This is a genomic window from Pseudomonas sp. 28 E 9 (assembly GCF_900004785.1).
Taxonomy (GTDB): Bacteria; Pseudomonadota; Gammaproteobacteria; order Pseudomonadales; family Pseudomonadaceae; genus Aquipseudomonas; species Aquipseudomonas orientalis_A.
Genome location: NZ_CVTK01000055.1, coordinates 124,501 through 142,440, shown reverse-complemented (window position 1 = coordinate 142,440; position 17,940 = coordinate 124,501). Strand labels below are relative to the sequence as shown.

Below are 17,940 nucleotides of genomic sequence, written 5' to 3'. Positions count from 1 at the left end.
CCTCAGGCCAGCTGCGCGACAGGGACGGCTTCGACAGGCTGCACCGAACGCACGGTGCGCCAGGTGTTGTAAGCCATCAGCAACATGCCGCTGAGGAACACCGCGCCGCCCACCAGCCGCACGATGAAGCCAGGGTGACTGGCCACCAGGGTTTCGACGAAGGAGTAGGTCAAGGTGCCGTCTTCGTTGACCGCACGCCACATCAGGCCCTGGGCGATGCCGTTGACCCACATCGAGGCGATGTAGAGCACGGTGCCGATGGTGGCCAGCCAGAAATGCGCGTTGATCAGGCCGAGGCTGTACATCTGCTCGCGACCGAAGACTTTCGGGATCATGTGGTACAGCGCGCCGATGGAAATCATCGCCACCCAACCCAGTGCCCCCGCGTGTACGTGGCCGATGGTCCAGTCGGTGTAGTGGGAGAGGGCGTTGACGGTCTTGATCGCCATCATCGGGCCTTCGAAGGTCGACATGCCGTAGAACGCCAGGGACACCACGAGAAAGCGCAGGATCGGGTCGCTGCGCAACTTATGCCAGGCGCCGGACAGCGTCATCATGCCGTTGATCATGCCGCCCCAGCTCGGGGCCAGCAGCACCAGCGACATCACCATGCCCAGCGACTGCGCCCAATCCGGCAGCGCGGTGTAGTGCAGGTGGTGGGGGCCGGCCCAGATATACAGGGTGATCAGCGCCCAGAAGTGCACGATGGACAAGCGATAGGAATACACCGGGCGTTCGGCCTGCTTGGGCACGAAGTAGTACATCATCCCGAGAAAGCCTGCGGTGAGGAAGAAGCCCACAGCGTTATGGCCGTACCACCACTGCACCATGGCATCCGTCGCACCGCCGTACAGCGAGTAGGACTTGGTCAGGCTGACCGGGATTTCCAGGTTGTTGACGATATGCAGAATGGCCACGGTGATGATGAACGCGCCAAAAAACCAGTTACCGACGTAGATGTGTTTGGTGTTGCGCTTCATGATCGTGCCGAAGAACACGATGGCATAGGCGACCCAGACGATGGTGATCAGGATGTCGATCGGCCATTCCAGCTCGGCGTATTCCTTGGAACTGGTGTAGCCCAGCGGCAGGGTGATTGCAGCCAGCAGGATGACCAGTTGCCAGCCCCAGAAGCAGAACGCGGCGATTTTCGGGGCGAACAGCGTTGTCTGGCAGGTGCGCTGCACCGAGTAGAAGGAGCTGGCGAACAGCGCGCAGCCGCCGAAGGCGAAGATGACCGCGTTGGTGTGCAGCGGGCGCAGGCGACCGAAGCTGGTCCAGGGCAAATCGAAGTTGAGCGCAGGCCAAACCAATTGGGCCGCGAGAAAAACCCCGAGCCCCATGCCGACGATGCCCCACACCACCGTCATAATGGCGAATTGGCGGACCACCTTGTAGTTATAGGCGGTACTTAAAGTAGTGTTCATGGTTCCCCATCCACGGTTCAACCCAAGCAGATGCGGCACTTGGGCTGGAGTTATAGGCAGACTAAAAAGCGAGGCAAGCATGGGCAAAGAGCACAAGGCCAGTATTGACGGGGATCAATGGGCGCACTGTGTGCGTGAACGCGGCTGGCTGTGGGATGCCGCCACGGGCACCCCATCGGGCCAGCCCGTCACCTTGATCCTGGCCCACGGCGCCGGCGCGCCGATGGACTCGGCGTTCATGAACGACATGGCTGCGCGCCTTGCCGGGCATGGTGTGAACGTGGTGCGCTTCGAGTTTCCCTACATGGCCCAGCGCCGCGCGGACGGCGGCAAGCGACCGCCGAATCCGGCGCCGAAACTGTTGGAATGCTGGCGTGAGGTGTATGCAGAGGTGCGACGTCATGTCGCTGGGAAACTGGCGATTGGCGGTAAATCCATGGGCGGGCGCATGGCCAGTCTATTGGCCGATGAGCTGGGCGCCGCCGGGTTGGTGTGTCTGGGGTATCCGTTCTATGCGGTGGGCAAGCCGGAGAAGCCCAGGGTCGAGCATTTGGCTGCGCTCAAGACGCCGACGCTGATTGTGCAGGGCGAGCGGGATGCATTGGGTAATCGGGCGGCGGTGGAGGGGTATGCGTTGTCACCGAGCATCGAGGTGATGTGGTTGGTGGCGGGGGATCATGACTTGAAGCCGCTGAAGGCGTCGGGGTTCAGTCACGAGCAGCATCTGGAGGCGGCGGCGGTTCGCGTGGCTGAGTTTGTGGGTGCCTGTTAGGGACCTATCGGGGCATAGGTATCTACACAACTCTGTAGCGCTCAACCGTAACCACGATGCGAAGCGAGTCGCTCTTGATCTTGATCTGCTTTTGATCTTGATCTCAGGCGCCCCGTTAAACCACGCTGGCCGAACGCAGGCTTGAATCCGTGGGTAACCCGGCAGGACGCCGGGTTAGCCGCACTGGGCCATGGATGGCCCATTGCGGCGGCCCACGGATTCAAGCCTGCGTTCGGGCACACCGAGCCTAGGCGAGGTGCCGAGTGGTGGGGCAAGAGCGTTTTGCTTACTTTTGCGCTTTTCAAAAGTGAGCCGCCGTCAGGGCGGAACCCTAAGTGGCCGTTACCGCAGAAACGGATATGTACTCGATCTGATCCAACATCCTGGTCGGCCCAGAGGCCGCCATCGGGGGCAAGCCCCCTCCCACATGTTGACCTCATTCCAACGTTGGAACGCGGTCGAGTGTGGGAGGGGCGGTGCGACGATTCGACTTGCCCCCGATAGCGGTCTACCGGTTAAAACGCTCCACCAGCGAGTACTGGGTATTGGCGGTATGCGTCAGCTCTTCACTCAACTGCGCCGAGTTCATCGCCTGTTCCGAGGTCTGGTCCGCCAACAGCGCAATGGTGCTGATATTGCGGCTGATCTCTTCAGCAACCGCGCTTTGCTCTTCGGTCGCGGCGGCGATCTGAGTGGTCATGTCGGTAATATTGGCCACCGCCTCGCTGATGCCCACCAGCGCCTGATCCGCTTCCATCACCCGTGCCACACCTTCTTCGGCCTGGCGATGCCCGGCGTCCATGGTTTGCACGGCAGCGCTGGCGGTGTGCTGCAGCTTGGCGATCAGGGCATGGATCTGCCCGGTCGACTCAGTGGTGCGTTGCGCCAACTGGCGCACTTCATCAGCCACCACCGCAAACCCTCGGCCCATCTCGCCGGCACGCGCCGCTTCGATGGCGGCGTTCAACGCCAGCAGGTTGGTCTGGTCGGCGATACCTTTGATCACATCCACCACACCGCCGATTTCGTCGCTGTCCTTGGCCAGTTGCGTGACGGTGACGCCCGTCTCGCCTACGGCCACCGACAGGCGCTGGATCGCCTCGCGGGTTTCCCCGGCGATATCGCGGCCACGGCCGGTCAGGCGATTGGCTTCCTGGGTGGCATCCGCCGTGCGCTGCACATGGCTGGCGACTTCCTGGGTGGTCGCCGCCATCTGGTTGACCGCCGTGGCGACTTGTTCGGTCTCCACGCGTTGACGCTCCAGGCCGCTGGAGCTGTTGTGCGCCAGGGTGTTGGACTGCGCCGCCTGATCGTTGAGGTGCTCGGCGGTGTCCTGCAGGCGGGTGAGGCAGGTCTTCAAACGCGCTTCCTGGCTGAGGATCGACATCTCCAGGCGCGCCTGGGCGCCACGGCTGTCGGTGTACATCTGCGCGATCAGCGGGTCGGAGGTGGTCTGCTCGGCCAGGCGCAGCAAACGCTTGAGGCCGCGCTGCTGCCAGCTCAGGCCGAGCAGGCCCAGCGGCACCGACAGCAATGCAGCCAAGGCAAAGCCCCACTGGGAGGTGAGGGTGGCGCCGATCATGAAGCTCAACTGGCTGACCAGGATAAATGGCAGCCAGTCCTGCAGCACCGGCAGCCACTTGTCCCGCCGGGGAACGGCCGACTTGCCCTGGTTGATGCGTTGATAGAGCGCTTCGGCCCGGCGGATCTGCTCGGCGGTGGGCTTGATGCGCACCGATTCGTAGCCGATTACCTGGTTGCCGTCGAAAATCGGCGTCACATAGGCGTTAACCCAGTAGTGATCACCGGTCTTGCAGCGATTCTTGACAATGCCCATCCATGGCAAGCCTTGTTTGAGCGTCGACCACATGTGTGCGAACACCGCCGCCGGAACATCCGGGTGACGCACCAGGTTGTGCGGGGCACGGACCAGTTCGTCGCGGCTGAACCCACTGATTTCGACAAAGGCGTCGTTGCAGTAGGTAATCACACCCTTGGCGTCTGTGGTGGAGATCAACCGTTGCTGGGCGGGGAAGGTACGTTCGCGCTGGGTAACGGGTTGGTTATTACGCATGATTGTTCAATCCGCAAGGCTTTCAGGGGTTATCGGCCATTGCGGGCGTTTATTTAACTTATTTTTGTAATAATCCCGCGGCGAGTGCCGCGGGAGATCAGGAATGCTCGCGGCTCGCGCCTGCTTTTTGTGGTCGCAACACCAGCCACAACGCCCCTGCAATCAACACCCCGCCATACACGTGGGCCATCGACAGCGGCTCGTCCAGCAGCAACGCGCCCCACAGTACGCCGAATGGCGGGATCATGAAGGTCACGGTCATCGACTTGACCGGGCCGATGGATGACAGCAGGCGAAAATACAGAATGTAGGCGAAGGCCGTACACACCAGGCCCAACCCCAGCAACGACATCCACACCTGCCAGCCACCCCAGCTCGCCGGCGGCTGACTGATGGCGCTGTAAGCGAACAGCGGCAGCAAAAACAACGTTGCGCCGAGCATGCTGCCCAAGGCTGACAGGCGACTGTCCAACCCACCGCGCTGATCCAGCCAGCGCCGTGCGAGAAACCCGGCAAAGCCATAGCAGGTGGTGGCCAGCAAGCACGCCAGTGCCCCCGTCAACAAGTCCATGTCAAACGCCACCGGGCCCGCCCGGGTCAGCACGCCCACGCCGAACAGGCCCAGGCACACCCCGGCGATTTTCGAGGGCGTCAGGCGTTCACTGAAAAACATCCCGCCAATCAGTACGCCCATCAATGGCGTAGTGGCGTTGAAAATGGCCGAGTAACCCGCCGGCAATACCTGCGCGGCTACCGAGTACAGCGTGGCCGGAATCCCGGAGTTGATCACGCCCAACAGCAGCACGGTCTTGAACTTGCCCTGGAAGTCCCAGCTCACGCGCATCATCGAAAGGATCACCAACAAGCCGGCGGCAGCGATCGATACGCGGAAAAACGCGGTCGGCACGCTGCCGATTTCCGGCGCGATGATGCGCATGAACAGGAAACTCGCACCCCAGATGGCGGCCAGTCCCAGCAGGTACAGGGTGTCGACAGGTTTCACGGAAAACTCCTACGCAATCAGGCGGCGGAGTGTTGCCCAGCGTTACGGTTGGCACAATCGCTAAGTAGCGTCGCCAATGAAAAATCGGCCTTCTCCTGCCTCGGTTCACTGGCTAAGCTCAGGGCTTCCCGCAACCCGTTCGAGGTTTTCCGCATGTCGCAGCCCGCCCTCGCTATCGCCCGGATGATCCTCGACGGTTTCGACGACTACCGTGAGCACTTTCGCCAGATCACCGATGGCGCGCGCGAACGTTTCGAAAAGGCCCAGTGGCAGCAAGGGCAGGCCGCTTCGGCGGCGCGCATCAACCTCTACGAAGAGAAGGTGGGGGAGGTCACGGCGCGTCTGCGGGCGGCTTTCGAGGCGGGCGTGTTGCAGGACATCGAACGCTGGCCGCTGGTAAAGAGTGCCTACATCGGCCTGATCGACCTGCGCTTTGACGACGAGCTGTCCGAGACCTGGTACAACTCGGTGTTTTGCAGCCTGTTCAGCCATGACCTGATCAGCGATGGCTGCATGTTCATTCATACCACGCGGCCCAGCCAGCAGCGGACGCGGGCTGCGCAAACCCGCACCTACACGCCTGCCGGCAAGATGGCGGACATGCTCGCGCAGATTTTCGCGGACTACCGCTTCAGTGAGCCTTACGCCGACTTGCCTGCCGACCTGCGCCGCCTGGAAGCGCAACTGCGGGACAACCTGCCGGACTGGGTGTGCAAAGACCCGGACCTGCACGTCGAGCTGTTTTGCTCGGTGCTTTACCGCAATAAAGGCGCCTACCTCGTCGGACGTATCTACACCCGCGACGAACAATGGCCGTTGGTGATCCCGTTGCTGCACCGCGAAGGGCGGGGAATCCAGATCGATGCGTTGATCACTGATGAGGCCGACGTGTCGATCATCTTTTCCTTCACCCGGTCGTACTTCATGGTCGATGTGCCGGTACCTGCGGAGTTCATCGGCTTTCTCAAACGCATCCTGCCCGGCAAGCACATTGCCGAGCTGTACACCTCCATCGGCTTTTACAAGCACGGCAAGTCGGAGTTCTACCGCGCACTGATCAACCACCTGGCGACCACCGATGATCAATTCATCATGGCGCCGGGCGTGCGTGGCATGGTCATGAGCGTGTTTACCCTGCCGGGTTTCAACACGGTGTTCAAGATCATCAAGGACCGTTTCTCACCGTCGAAAAACGTCAACCGCGCTACGGTGATCGAGAAGTACCGGCTGGTCAAAAGTGTCGACCGGGTAGGGCGCATGGCCGATACCCAGGAGTTCGCCGACTTCCGCTTTCCCTTGAGCAAGTTCGAGCCCGAGTGCCTCGCCGAGTTGCTGGAAGTGGCCGCCGGCACCGTCGAAGTGGAGGGCGACAGCGTCCTGATCCGCCACTGCTGGACCGAACGGCGCATGACCCCGCTCAACCTCTACCTCGACAACGCCAACCCCGCCCAGGTGCGCGAAGCCCTGGAAGACTACGGCCTGGCGATCAAGCAGCTGGCGGCGGCGAATATCTTCCCAGGTGACATGCTGCTCAAGAACTTCGGCGTCACCCGTCACGGCCGGGTGGTGTTCTACGACTACGATGAAATCTGTTTTCTCACCGAAGCCAACTTCCGCCACATTCCCACGCCGCACACTCCCGAGGATGAAATGGCTTCGGAACCCTGGTACTCCATCGGTCCGCTGGATGTGTTCCCCGAAGAATTTCCACCGTTTCTGTTCGCCGACGCCGGTCAGCGCAGGTTGTTCGATGAGTTGCATGGCGAGCTGTATGACGCCGATTACTGGAAGGGCCTGCAGGAGGCGATACGTGCCGGTAAGGTCATTGATGTATTCCCTTACCGGCGCAAGCAATGCGATGAATCATAAGAACCAGCGGTGTTTGAACCGCGTGGCGTCAGACATCTTGTTGGCGTATCGATGAAAGAGGTGAGACAGATGTCCCGGCACGATCGCAGTGTCAAACCCCGCTCATGAAGTTCATCCCGCGTACTGCCTGGCTGGTTGTGTGGTAATTCGCAATTCTTTGGGCTGTCAGGCTGGTGACTGGCGTCGACGTGGTTCGAGGGCTTGATGTAGAAGACGCCTTTTCTGTGTAGGCGGGGGGGAATTCATATTGGGGTGGTGGCAGCGACTCTTTTGAGCGCGGTTGAGCCTGCATGGACTGTGTGTAGCTTGGCGGGCGTGGGGTGACGGAATCGATGGGCATTTTAAACTCCAGTTTCAACAGGTGACGCGTTAATTTTCTAGACCTGACCAGGTTTTCGCTAGCTTGGGCATGGGAATGTATCGTTCGACAGGATTGTTGGTCTGGACCGCTTTACTGCATGGCTACGAATGGGCTGTCTTTATTGGTCTCCAATATTTTATTGCTCCAGTTGCTCGTGCGGTTTCGGTCCATCTCGTCCGGAGCATGCTTCTGCGCTGTCGCTGTCTCTTTATAGAGATCATGCATTGACTCTTTATAGGCTGCATCGACGTTTTCCGTCGGGAGGCCTTTGTTCTGCAGTTCTATTTTTCGTTGCAACAGACCGATAGGTTTATCAAGGTGACTTTGGCTGACGGTGGAAGTCGGGAAAGTCTTGGGCAGACTTCTCAGCGTTTCAATGGTTTTCCATGAGCTGTCTGAGGAACTTGATGCACCTTGGGACGTATATTCCGGAGTGCGTTGATGCTTTTGCGCAAAGGAATGGCCGTAACCGCCAGCTCGCGAGTAAGACATACGATCTATCGGCATAAAGACTCCTGGCTGTGTTGTGGGAGGTTAAAGGTCGAGCGCTCAATCCCGTGTAGAGACAGGCGTCAAATCCTCGATCTGTGCATCCTCATTGAGCCGGTTGCATCGCGTTCATCCAATCGGATTTCTGCTATTGAATAGTCGGAATCGTTTATCGATTCATGTAGTCAATTTCGCCAAAGCGCCTAAGCCCGCGCGTTCATTTTTGATTGACCGTCTCAAGGCCGGGAGAAATCTGCGACAATCTTTCCCCATTCAATTGATCCACGCTGTGCAGGGCAGACCTGCCTCACCAAAAGACCCTTGCCACCCAGATGACTGACCAAGTACCCACCCTCGACCAACTGCTCAACACCCTCGATCACGCCATGCTCGCCGACCGCCACCGCTTGCGTCGGCAGTTGCTTGAGCTGCGCAAGAAGCCTGACGAGGAAAAGCTGGCGCAGTGGGTGGCGCGCAAGCAGGCGTCCTGCGCCCAGGTCACGGCGCGGCGTGCGAGCCTGCCGGTGATTCGTTACGACGACAGCCTGCCGATTGCAGCCAAGCGTGACGAGATCAAGGCTGCGCTGAACAAGCACCAGGTGCTGATCATTGCCGGCGAAACCGGTTCGGGTAAAACCACCCAGTTGCCGAAGATCTGCCTGGAAATCGGCCGTGGCCAATACGGCCTGATCGGCCATACCCAGCCACGCCGGATCGCCGCGCGCAGCGTTGCCAGCCGTGTCGCCGAAGAACTGGCCACCCCGCTCGGCGCGTTGGTCGGCTATCAGGTGCGCTTCGAGGACCAGAGCGACTCCAATACGCTGATCAAGCTGATGACCGACGGTATCCTGCTGGCGGAAACCCAGAACGACCGCTATCTGGAGCGCTATGACACGATCATCGTCGACGAAGCCCACGAGCGCAGCCTGAACATCGACTTTCTGCTCGGTTACCTCAAGACGCTGTTGCCGCGCCGGCCCGACCTGAAAGTCATCATCACCTCGGCCACCATCGACCTTGAACGTTTCTCCAAGCACTTCGACGATGCGCCGATTGTCGAAGTCTCGGGCCGCACGTTCCCGGTCGACACCTGGTACCGCCCGCTGACCCTGGAACAGGACGAGGAGGGCAACCGCGTCGAGGACGACCTCACCGTCGACCAGGCGATCCTCGCCACCCTCGATGAAATCGCCGCCTATGAGCGCAGCGAACGGCGCAGCCCCGGCGATGTGCTGGTGTTCCTGCCCGGCGAACGCGAGATTCGCGACGCCGCCGAGATGCTGCGCAAGGCCCAGCTCAAGCACACAGAGATCCTGCCGTTGTATGCGCGCCTGTCACCGGCCGAGCAACAGCGTATTTTCCAATCCCACCCGGGCCGCCGCGTGGTACTGGCGACCAACGTCGCGGAAACCTCGTTGACCGTGCCGGGCATTCGTTATGTGATCGACAGCGGCACCGCGCGCATCAGCCGCTACAGCTACCGCGCCAAGGTGCAGCGCCTGCCGATCGAGGCGATCTCCCAGGCCAGCGCCAACCAGCGTAAAGGCCGTTGCGGCCGGGTCGAGCCGGGCATCTGCATTCGGTTGTACAGCGAAGAAGACTTTATCGGGCGCCCGGAATTTACCGACCCGGAAATCCTGCGCACCAACCTCGCCGCAGTGATCCTGCAGATGCTGCACCTGCGCCTGGGTGAAATCACCGACTTCCCGTTTATCGAACCGCCGGATGGCAAGGCCATCAGCGACGGTTTCAACCTGCTGCAAGAGCTGTCGGCGGTGGACCGCAACAGCCAGCTCACGCCGTTGGGCCGCCAACTGGCGCGCCTGCCGGTGGACCCGCGCATGGGCCGCATGCTGCTCGAAGCCGCCAAGCTGGGCAGCTTGCAGGAAGTGCTGATCGTCGCCAGCGCCATGTCGATCCAGGACCCGCGCGAGCGTCCGCCGGAGCGCCAGCAAGCCGCCGACCAGGCCCATGCGCAGTGGAAAGACGCGGATTCGGACTTCGCCGGGCTGGTCAATCTGTGGCGCGGCTTCGAAGAACAGCGCCAGGCACTGACCGCCAGCCCGCTGCGCAACTGGTGTCGGAAGAATTTCCTCAACTACCTGCGCCTGCGCGAATGGCGCGATTCCCATCGCCAGTTGAGCCTGATCTGCCGCGACATGCAGTTGACGATCAACAAGGAACCGGCGGATTTTCCGAAATTGCACAAGGCGGTGCTGTCCGGCTTGCTCAGCCAGATCGGCCAGAAGACCGAGGACGGCGACTACCTGGGCGCGCGTCAGCGGCGCTTCTGGATTCACCCTTCTTCGGGCATCGGCAAGAAACGTCCGCAATGGCTGATGACCGCCGAACTGGTGGAAACCACCAAGCTGTATGCGCGCATGGTGGCCAAGATCGACGCCGACTGGATCGAACCGCTGGCCGGGCACTTGATCAAGAAAAACCATTTCGAACCGCATTGGGAGAAAAAGCGCGGCCAGGTGGTGGCGTTTGAACAGATCACCTTGTTCGGGCTGATCGTGGTCGGACGCCGGCCGGTGCATTACGGGCCGATCGATCCGGTGGTGTCGCGCGAGCTGTTTATCCGCGAAGGCCTGGTGCGTGGGGAAATCCAGTCGCGAGCCAAGTGCCTTGCGGCCAACCAGCAACTGCTGGAGCAGCTCGACGAACTGGAAGCCAAGGCGCGCCGACGCGACATCCTGGCCGACGAAGAAACCCTCTACGCCTTCTACGATGCGCGCCTGCCGGCAGAGATCCACCAGACGGCGACCTTCGACAGCTGGTACAAGGTCAACAGCCAGAAAGACCCGCAACTGCTGATCATGCGCGAGGAAGACGTGCTGGCCCGCGAAGCCAGTGAAGTCACCGCCGCGCATTACCCGGACACCTTGCACCTGGGCGACCTGGCCCTGGCCTTGAGTTACCACTTCGAGCCCAACCACCCGCGTGACGGCGTCACCCTGCGCGTGCCGGCGCCATTGCTGCCGGCATTGCCGGCCGAGCGCCTGGAATGGCTGGTGCCGGGGGTAATCGAAGCCAAGTGCATCGCTCTGGTGCGCAACCTGCCCAAGGCGCTGCGCAAGAACTTCGTGCCGGTGCCGGATTTCGTCAAGGCCGCGCTGCAGCGCATCGAGTTCGGCCAGGGCTCGCTGCCCCAGGCGCTGGGCCGTGAATTGCTGCGCATGACCGGCGCGCGGGTCAGCGACGAAGCCTGGGCCGAGGCGGCGCAGCAGGTGGAAAACCACCTGAAGATGAACCTTGAAGTGGTCGACGGCCAGGGCAAGTTCCTTGGCGAAGGCCGTGATTTGGCAGAGCTGACGGCACGTTTCGCCGAGGCCAGCCAGGCGGCGCTGGCGGTACCGCAAACTGCGAAAAGCCAGCAGCCGGTGGAGGCCAAGGTGTTTGCGGCGGTCGCTGAGAAGACCCAGCAGAACATCGCCGGCCTGTCGATGACGGTGTACCCGGCGCTGGTGGAAGAAAACGGCACGGTCAAGGAAGGGCGTTTCTCTACGGCCGCCGAGGCCGAATTCCAGCACCGCCGTGCCTTGCAGCGTCTGTTGATGCAGCAACTGGCGGAACCGGCGAAATTCCTGCGTGGCAAATTGCCGGGGCTGACCGAATTGGGCCTGATGTATCGCGAACTGGGGCGCATCGATGCACTGGTGGAAGATATCCTGCTCGCCAGTCTCGACACCTGCGTACTGGAGGGCGAAGCCACTTTACCGCGCGATGGTGCCGGGCTGGCCGCGCTGGCCGAGCGCAAGCGTGGCGGCTGGACCGAACATGCCGAGCGCCTGGCGCGCCTGACCCTGGACGTGCTGAAACTCTGGCATGGCCTGCAAAAGCGCTTCAAGGGCAAGATCGACCTGGCCCAGGCGGTCGCCTTGAACGATATCAAGCAGCAACTGAGTCATCTGGTGTACCCAGGGTTTGTGCGCGAGACCCCGGCGCAGTGGTTCAAGGAACTGCCGCGTTACCTCAAGGCCATCGAGCTGCGCCTGGAAAAACTGCCGAGCCAGGTGCAGAAGGACCGTGTGTGGAGCACCGAACTGAGCGGCCTGTGGGCCCAGTACCAGAACCGCCTGAACAAACACACCCAGGAAGGCAAGCGCGATCCGCAGTTGGAACTGTATCGATGGTGGCTGGAGGAATATCGGGTGTCGTTGTTCGGCCAGCAGTTGGGGACCAAGGTGCCCATATCCGACAAGCGACTGAGCAAGCAATGGAGCCAGGTAGAGCCTTGAGGTCTTCCCGGTTGCCCAAGTGAGCAGGGGGCAAATGTGGGAGGGGGCTTGCCCCCGATGACTGAGTGTCAGCCACTGATGTCTTGACTGATACACCGCCATCGGGGGCAAGCCCCCTCCCACATTGTGAGCTGTGTGCAGCCGGACTATCGAGGACATTTCCGACAAGGATTTGGGTTCAGTACCGCCGCGAGCAACTGATAACAGGGTCCAACTGTGGGAGGGGGCTTGCCCCCGATGACTGAGTGTCAGTCACTGATGCCTTGGCTGATACACCGCCATCGGGGGCAAGCCTTCTCCCACATTTAACGGTGTCTGTCCGGGAAGTGGCGCCAAACCCCGGTGTTTGTGGCAAACTTCGCGCCCATAAATGCCGGGATCGTCGTAGCAGCGACGCGATGGAATAAAGCGTTGCCAGTTTGATGCCCGCTGGACGGAATCAAACGACCTAAAGTTTGGTACGACGGTACCAATATCTTCTGCCTGACAGATTTAGAGGAACGACCGTGCATAACGTCGTCATCAGCGGCACTGGCCTGTACACCCCGGCCAACAGCATCTCCAACGAAGAGCTGGTGCAGTCTTTCAATACCTATGTGCAGCAGTTCAACAGCGAAAACGCTGCGGCCATCGAGCGCGGCGACGTGCAGGCGTTGACTGAGTCCAGTGCGGCGTTCATTGAAAAGGCCTCGGGCATCAAGAGCCGCTTCGTCATGGACAAGGACGGCATTCTTGACCCTCGGCGCATGGCCCCACGCTTGCCCGAGCGCAGCAACGACGAATGGTCGGTGCTCTGCCAGATGGCCGTCGGCGCTGCCGAGCAGGCCCTGCAACGCGCCGGCAAGACCGCCGCCGATATCGATGGCGTGATCGTCGCCTGTTCCAACCTGCAGCGTGCGTACCCGGCCATCGCCATCGAGGTGCAGGAAGCCCTGGGTATTGAGGGCTTCGGTTTTGATATGAACGTGGCGTGTTCCTCGGCCACCTTCGGGATTCAGAATGCCGCCAACAGCATCCAGTTGGGCCAGGCCCGGGCGATCCTGATGGTCAACCCGGAAGTCTGCACCGGTCACCTGAATTTCCGTGACCGCGACAGCCACTTCATCTTTGGCGATGCCGCCACGGCGGTGATCCTCGAGCGGGCCGACCTGGCGACCTCCGAGCACCAGTTCGACGTGGTGAGCACCAAGCTGCTGACCAAGTTCTCCAACAACATCCGCAACAACTTCGGCTTTCTCAACCGCACCGCGGAAGAGGGCGTCGGCGCGCCGGACAAACTGTTCGTGCAGGAAGGCCGCAAAGTGTTCCGCGATGTCTGCCCGATGGTGGCCGAGTTGATTGGCGAGCACCTGGCGGAAAACCAACTGGACGTCACCGATGTGAAGCGCTTCTGGCTGCACCAGGCCAACCTGAGCATGAACCACTTGATCGTGAAGAAACTGCTGGGGCGCGAGGCCTCGGTGGAAGAGGCGCCGGTGATCCTCGATACCTACGCCAATACCAGTTCGGCAGGCTCGGTGATTGCGTTCCACACGTATCAGGACGACTTGCCCAAAGGCGCCGTGGCGGTGCTCAGCTCGTTCGGGGCCGGCTACTCCATCGGCAGCGTGATCCTGCGCAAACGCTGATGGCGGAGCGGGTCTGCGCGTTTACAGTGAGGTGTTGAATGGCAGCAGCGGACGACACGCATCTGCTTGAACGCCTGCTCAAGGGCGAGCAGCGGGCCTACAAGGAGTTGGTCACCACGTATCAGAGTGCGATGCGCGCGGTGGCCTATGCCATCGTCGGCCAGCGGCATGCCGATGAGGTGGTGCAGGATGCCTGGCTGTCAGTGGTCCGCAACCTCGCCAGGTTCGAAGGGCGTTCCAGCCTGAAGACCTGGCTGCTGACGATCACCGCGAACGCCGCCAAGGGCCGCTACAAGCAAAATCGTCGGGAGGTGTTGCTTGACGACCTGCCTTCTCCCCATGGAACCATCGGTGATGAACGCTTTACGCCTGACGATGGGCACTGGGCCGTAGCCCCGTATGCCTGGCACCAGGACACGCCGGAAGCCTTGCTCACCGAAGAGGAATTGCGCAACTGCCTGGAGCACACCCTGCTGAGCCTGTCCGAATTGCAAAGCAGCGTGCTGGTGCTGCGTGAACGCCAGGGCCTGGAGCTGGAGCAAATCTGTAATCTTCTGACACTCTCACTCTCCAATGTGCGTGTGCTGCTGCATCGGGCACGGCTTAAAGTCTTTGCCACAGTGGAGCATTTTGAGGAAACGGGCGAATGTTGACGTGTAAGGAGCAAGTGGCACGTTCCAGTGACTACCTCGATGGGCAATTGACCTTTCGTGAGCGTCTGCTGGTGCGTCATCACTTGATGTTCTGTCCGAACTGCCGGCGCTTTATCCGTCAGATGCGCCTGATGCAGGCGACGTTGCGGATCATGCCGGACGAGCCGGTGAAGGATGCGGATGCGCTGGCCGAGCGGCTCGCGGCCGAGCGGCGTAAAGATGTGTAGGAGCGAGCTCGCTCGCGAAAAACGTCAACGATAACGCGGGTATCCTGGATAAACGCGCTGCCTGTTCGTTCTTCGCGAGCATGCTCGCTCCTACAGGGTGAGGTTAGAACTTGGCTTCAGCATCCAGCTGCAGGGTGTTGGTGTTGGCATCACGCTGAGTCCGGCTGGCGTAGTCAGCCTTGGTCAGGAAGTACGTGGCGCCCAGGGCGAAGTTCTTGTCGATGTCGTAGCTGACCTTCATCTTGTGACCGCGCGAACCGGTGGTGCCGTTGGCGAAGTCCGAGTCGGTGAAGGCGCCTACCACTGCGTCACGTTGCGTATCGCGGTAGTTGTAGTCGAGGTTGAAACCGAACACCTTGGACTTGGCACCCACCAACCAGGCGGTGTCCTGATCGGTCACGGCATCGTTGTTTTTCACGTATTGGCCGTAGAAGGCCAGCGGCACTGCCAGGCCGCCGATGTCGGCCTGGGCAAAGCCTTCATACAAGCGGAATTCGTTATTGGCCGAGTTGCCGTTGACCGCCAGTGCGCAAGGCGTGGTGGTGGTCGTGCAGCGGCTGTCCTTATCGTTCTGGTAGGCGTAGACACTGCCGCCCAGGGTCATTTTCAGGTTGTCGGTCAGCGAGAAACGCGTGCCCAACTGGCCGGATGTCAGGCGCAGGTCGTGGCGAAATTGCACGCCGTCGCCGTCGACGTTGTCCTTGAGGTTGTAGTTGCCCAGGCTGCCGAACAGTTCGGCGCTGCCGCCCAGCGGGTATTTGTAGGTGACGGCCAGGCCTTCGGGGTTGATATCGCTGTCCCAGATCACATCGCCCATGCTCACCCACGGTTGCATCATCTTGCCGCCGATCACGTGCAGGTTCTTGATCTGGTCAGGGTGGTAGTCGATGTAGCCGAGGTCCAGCCAGATCGATTTCTTATCGAAGTAACCATCCTGGTCCTGGTTGGTGGAACGCGCATCGTCGCCGCCGCCCGTGGCGATACGGATACCGGTGTCCACCTGCGGGTTGATCTCGGTGTAGGCACCCAGGCGCGCGCGGATACGTTGACGGTCCTTGTCACGCCCACCGTTGTTGGGCTCACCGTCGATCTTGATGGTTTCCTGGCGAAAACGCACATCGCCCTTGAACTGAGTCTTGGCGGCCCAGGCCAGCTTCTGGTCGAAGCTGCTCAGCTCGTTGGTCTTTTTCGCGGTGGCGGCAATCTGTTCGTTGGTTTCCTGTTGAGCCTGGCGTGCGATCTGCTGTTCTTTCTGGTCCTTGGCCAACTCGTTCTGCAATTCGGTGTACTGCGAAGCAGTGATCTGGCCGTTGGCCTTGAGCATGTCGAGCAACTTAGCGTCGACTGCAGCGCTGGCCGGAACGCTCAGGGCCAGCAACAGGCCGCCGCACAGGACCGCCGCAGTTTTAGTGGAAGCAAGACGCATATCAATCTCCGAAAGTGAGGAGGGGTAACAAACCCTCCAGGACACAACCGACCGATGACGGACGGAAAAAAGGCCACCTGGCAAACCCGGGTGCTCTAAAAACAGGCGTCAGTATCGCGACGGTTTATGACGGAGTAGTGGCTAAGTGATTTCATCTCCATGACAATTGGTTTGCCCACGGAACTATTGATTTGGAGTTGTGTCCCGGGTTTTTTCCGGGTGTGTACACGGCTGTGATAGGCGATACTCGCCAGGCTTTCACGCCCAAGACACAGAGAAGATGCCGATGCCGCTGCAACGCCTGGACAGCCTGTCCGACATCGCCCCGCAGGCCTGGGATGCCCTGGCGCCGCAGGCCCAGCCATTCGTGCGGCATGCGTTCCTGAGCGCGCTGGAAGACAGTGGCAGCCTGGGGCCCCATTCGGGCTGGCAACCGGAGCATTTGCTGCATTGGGAAGGCGAGCGGCTGGTGGCGGCATTGCCCGGTTATCGCAAATGGCATTCCTATGGCGAGTACGTGTTCGATCATGGGTGGGCCGACGCCTGCGCACGCGCCGGCATCGACTACTACCCCAAGCTGCTGACGGCCGTGCCGTTCAGTCCGGTCAGCGGCCCGCGTTTGCTTGCGGCCAATGCCGAGGACGGCTTCGAACTGCTGAACAGCCTGCCCGGTTACCTGGAAATCGAAGGGCTATCCAGTGCCCATGTCAATTTCACCGACGCGCTGGCCGATGACGCATTGGCCCGGCAACCCGGCTGGTTGCAGCGCCTGGGCTGCCAGTTCCACTGGCAGAACCGTGGCTACCGCGACTTCCAGGATTTTCTCGACGCCCTGAGTTCACGCAAGCGCAAACAGATGCGCAAAGAGCGCGAACAGGTGGCGGGGCAGGGTATCGAGTTCGAGTGGTTGCAGGGCCATGAACTGAGCGAAGCCCAGTGGGATTTTGTCTACGACTGTTACGCCAACACCTATGCGGTACGCCGCCAGTCGCCCTACCTGACCCGGGCGTTTTTCAGCCTGCTGGCCGAGCGCATGCCCGAGGCGATTCGCGTGGTCCTGGCCAAACAGGGCTCACGCCCGGTGGCCATGGCGTTCAGCCTGATCGGCGGTGACAGCTTCTACGGCCGCTATTGGGGCTGCCTGGCGGAGTTCGACCGGCTGCATTTCGAGACCTGTTTCTACCAGGGCATGGACTACGCCATCGCCCACGGCCTGCAACGCTTCGACGCCGGCGCTCAAGGCGAGCACAAACTGATTCGCGGCTTCGAACCGGTGATTACCCGTTCGTGGCATTACCTGCGCCATCCGGGGCTGAAAAACGCCGTGGAGGATTTCCTCGAGCGCGAGCGAGTGGGCATCCTGGCGTATGCAGAAGAGGCGAGGTCGGCGCTGCCTTATCGGCAGGCTTGAGCCAACGATCGATCCGTATCATTTCCGCCCGAAAAGAACCAAGAAGTATTATGACGCAAACATCGAAAACTGATTGGGAGCGCCTGGCCAAGATGAGCGACAAAGATATTGATACCAGTGAAATTCCTGAACTGGATGCTGAGTTTTTTCGACGTGCTGAACTGCGTGTTCCTGTGAAGCAGGCGGTCACCATTCGACTTGATGCGGATGTTCTAGAGTGGTTCAAAGGTCAAGGCACTGGCTACCAGACCCGCATTAACCAGCTCTTGCGCCAGTACATGCAGGCTCATCAAGGCTGATCAACACGTCAAAAGTTCCGCCCTGCCTTATCGGCAGGCCTGCCCGTAAGATCGTTC

Annotated in this window: 13 protein-coding genes; 8 read left to right on the top strand and 5 right to left on the bottom strand. The window is 60.8% G+C overall.

The window, feature by feature from the left end; translation table 11 throughout:
- Nucleotides 1–2: 2 nt before the first annotated feature.
- The gene (ccoN, locus tag BFQ00_RS24190) at nt 3–1,427 is read right to left on the bottom strand and encodes a cytochrome-c oxidase, cbb3-type subunit I (RefSeq protein WP_065887897.1); all 1,425 of its coding nucleotides are present in this window, start codon (nt 1,425–1,427) and stop codon (nt 3–5) included.
- A 79-nt stretch (nt 1,428–1,506) separates the two neighbouring features.
- Here ccoN and BFQ00_RS24185 point away from each other — a divergent pair, with 79 nt between their 5' ends.
- Nucleotides 1,507–2,199, top strand: coding sequence for an alpha/beta family hydrolase (locus BFQ00_RS24185; RefSeq protein ID WP_065934960.1), 693 nt, complete (start codon nt 1,507–1,509; stop codon nt 2,197–2,199).
- A 508-nt stretch (nt 2,200–2,707) separates the two neighbouring features.
- Here BFQ00_RS24185 and BFQ00_RS24180 read toward each other — a convergent pair.
- A complete protein-coding gene (locus BFQ00_RS24180; RefSeq protein WP_065887899.1) occupies nt 2,708–4,273 on the bottom strand; it encodes a methyl-accepting chemotaxis protein in 1,566 nt (521 codons plus the stop codon).
- Nucleotides 4,274–4,370: 97 nt separating this feature from the next.
- A complete protein-coding gene (locus BFQ00_RS24175) occupies nt 4,371–5,276 on the bottom strand; it encodes a DMT family transporter (protein ID WP_065934959.1) in 906 nt (301 codons plus the stop codon).
- Nucleotides 5,277–5,429: 153 nt separating this feature from the next.
- On the opposite strand from BFQ00_RS24175, the gene aceK reads away from it, so the two are divergent.
- Nucleotides 5,430–7,145 (top strand): bifunctional isocitrate dehydrogenase kinase/phosphatase, encoded by a 1,716-nt coding sequence (aceK, locus tag BFQ00_RS24170; protein WP_065934958.1) that lies wholly within the window; start codon nt 5,430–5,432, stop codon nt 7,143–7,145.
- A gap of 451 nt (nt 7,146–7,596) precedes the next feature.
- Here the strand turns inward: aceK and BFQ00_RS24165 are convergent, their stop codons facing one another.
- Nucleotides 7,597–8,013 (bottom strand): hypothetical protein, encoded by a 417-nt coding sequence (locus tag BFQ00_RS24165; protein WP_065934957.1) that lies wholly within the window; start codon nt 8,011–8,013, stop codon nt 7,597–7,599.
- A gap of 314 nt (nt 8,014–8,327) precedes the next feature.
- Between BFQ00_RS24165 and hrpA the strand changes: the two genes are divergently transcribed.
- The 4 genes from hrpA (at nt 8,328) to BFQ00_RS24145 (ending at nt 14,747) form a co-directional block, all read left to right on the top strand.
- The gene (gene hrpA, locus BFQ00_RS24160) at nt 8,328–12,239 is read left to right on the top strand and encodes an ATP-dependent RNA helicase HrpA (protein ID WP_065934956.1); all 3,912 of its coding nucleotides are present in this window, start codon (nt 8,328–8,330) and stop codon (nt 12,237–12,239) included.
- 506 nt (nt 12,240–12,745) lie between these two features.
- Nucleotides 12,746–13,867 (top strand): beta-ketoacyl-ACP synthase III, encoded by a 1,122-nt coding sequence (locus tag BFQ00_RS24155; protein WP_065934955.1) that lies wholly within the window; start codon nt 12,746–12,748, stop codon nt 13,865–13,867.
- A gap of 38 nt (nt 13,868–13,905) precedes the next feature.
- Nucleotides 13,906–14,520: an RNA polymerase sigma factor gene (locus tag BFQ00_RS24150; protein ID WP_065887905.1), complete on the top strand. Its 615-nt coding sequence runs from the start codon at nt 13,906–13,908 to the stop codon at nt 14,518–14,520.
- Nucleotides 14,514–14,747, top strand: coding sequence for an anti-sigma factor family protein (locus tag BFQ00_RS24145; protein WP_065887906.1), 234 nt, complete (start codon nt 14,514–14,516; stop codon nt 14,745–14,747). The genes BFQ00_RS24150 and BFQ00_RS24145 overlap by 7 nt, the downstream gene beginning before the upstream one ends.
- A 103-nt stretch (nt 14,748–14,850) precedes the next feature.
- On the opposite strand, the gene BFQ00_RS24140 is transcribed toward BFQ00_RS24145, so the two are convergent.
- Nucleotides 14,851–16,173 carry a putative porin gene (locus tag BFQ00_RS24140; RefSeq protein ID WP_065887907.1) on the bottom strand — a complete coding sequence of 441 codons (1,323 nt, stop codon included), beginning with the start codon at nt 16,171–16,173 and terminating at the stop codon, nt 14,851–14,853.
- A 286-nt stretch (nt 16,174–16,459) separates the two neighbouring features.
- Here BFQ00_RS24140 and BFQ00_RS24135 point away from each other — a divergent pair, with 286 nt between their 5' ends.
- Both BFQ00_RS24135 and BFQ00_RS24130 read left to right on the top strand, forming a co-directional pair.
- A complete protein-coding gene (locus BFQ00_RS24135) occupies nt 16,460–17,584 on the top strand; it encodes a GNAT family N-acetyltransferase (RefSeq protein ID WP_065935008.1) in 1,125 nt (374 codons plus the stop codon).
- Between the two features lie 50 nt (nt 17,585–17,634).
- Nucleotides 17,635–17,883, top strand: a complete 249-nt coding sequence (locus BFQ00_RS24130) for a BrnA antitoxin family protein (RefSeq protein ID WP_065887908.1) — start codon at nt 17,635–17,637, stop codon at nt 17,881–17,883.
- Nucleotides 17,884–17,940 lie beyond the last annotated feature (57 nt).

Bases quoted from the DNA above. Each gene is read 5' to 3' on its own strand.
- ccoN (WP_065887897.1), bottom strand. From the start codon at position 1,427: ATGAACACTACTTTAAGTACCGCCTATAACTACAAGGTGGTCCGCCAA.
- BFQ00_RS24185 (WP_065934960.1), top strand. From the start codon at position 1,507: ATGGGCAAAGAGCACAAGGCCAGTATTGACGGGGATCAATGGGCGCAC.
- BFQ00_RS24180 (WP_065887899.1), bottom strand. From the start codon at position 4,273: ATGCGTAATAACCAACCCGTTACCCAGCGCGAACGTACCTTCCCCGCC.
- aceK (WP_065934958.1), top strand. From the start codon at position 5,430: ATGTCGCAGCCCGCCCTCGCTATCGCCCGGATGATCCTCGACGGTTTC.
- BFQ00_RS24165 (WP_065934957.1), bottom strand. From the start codon at position 8,013: ATGCCGATAGATCGTATGTCTTACTCGCGAGCTGGCGGTTACGGCCAT.
- hrpA (WP_065934956.1), top strand. From the start codon at position 8,328: ATGACTGACCAAGTACCCACCCTCGACCAACTGCTCAACACCCTCGAT.
- BFQ00_RS24150 (WP_065887905.1), top strand. From the start codon at position 13,906: ATGGCAGCAGCGGACGACACGCATCTGCTTGAACGCCTGCTCAAGGGC.
- BFQ00_RS24145 (WP_065887906.1), top strand. From the start codon at position 14,514: ATGTTGACGTGTAAGGAGCAAGTGGCACGTTCCAGTGACTACCTCGAT.
- BFQ00_RS24140 (WP_065887907.1), bottom strand. From the start codon at position 16,173: ATGCGTCTTGCTTCCACTAAAACTGCGGCGGTCCTGTGCGGCGGCCTG.
- BFQ00_RS24135 (WP_065935008.1), top strand. From the start codon at position 16,460: ATGCCGCTGCAACGCCTGGACAGCCTGTCCGACATCGCCCCGCAGGCC.
- BFQ00_RS24130 (WP_065887908.1), top strand. From the start codon at position 17,635: ATGACGCAAACATCGAAAACTGATTGGGAGCGCCTGGCCAAGATGAGC.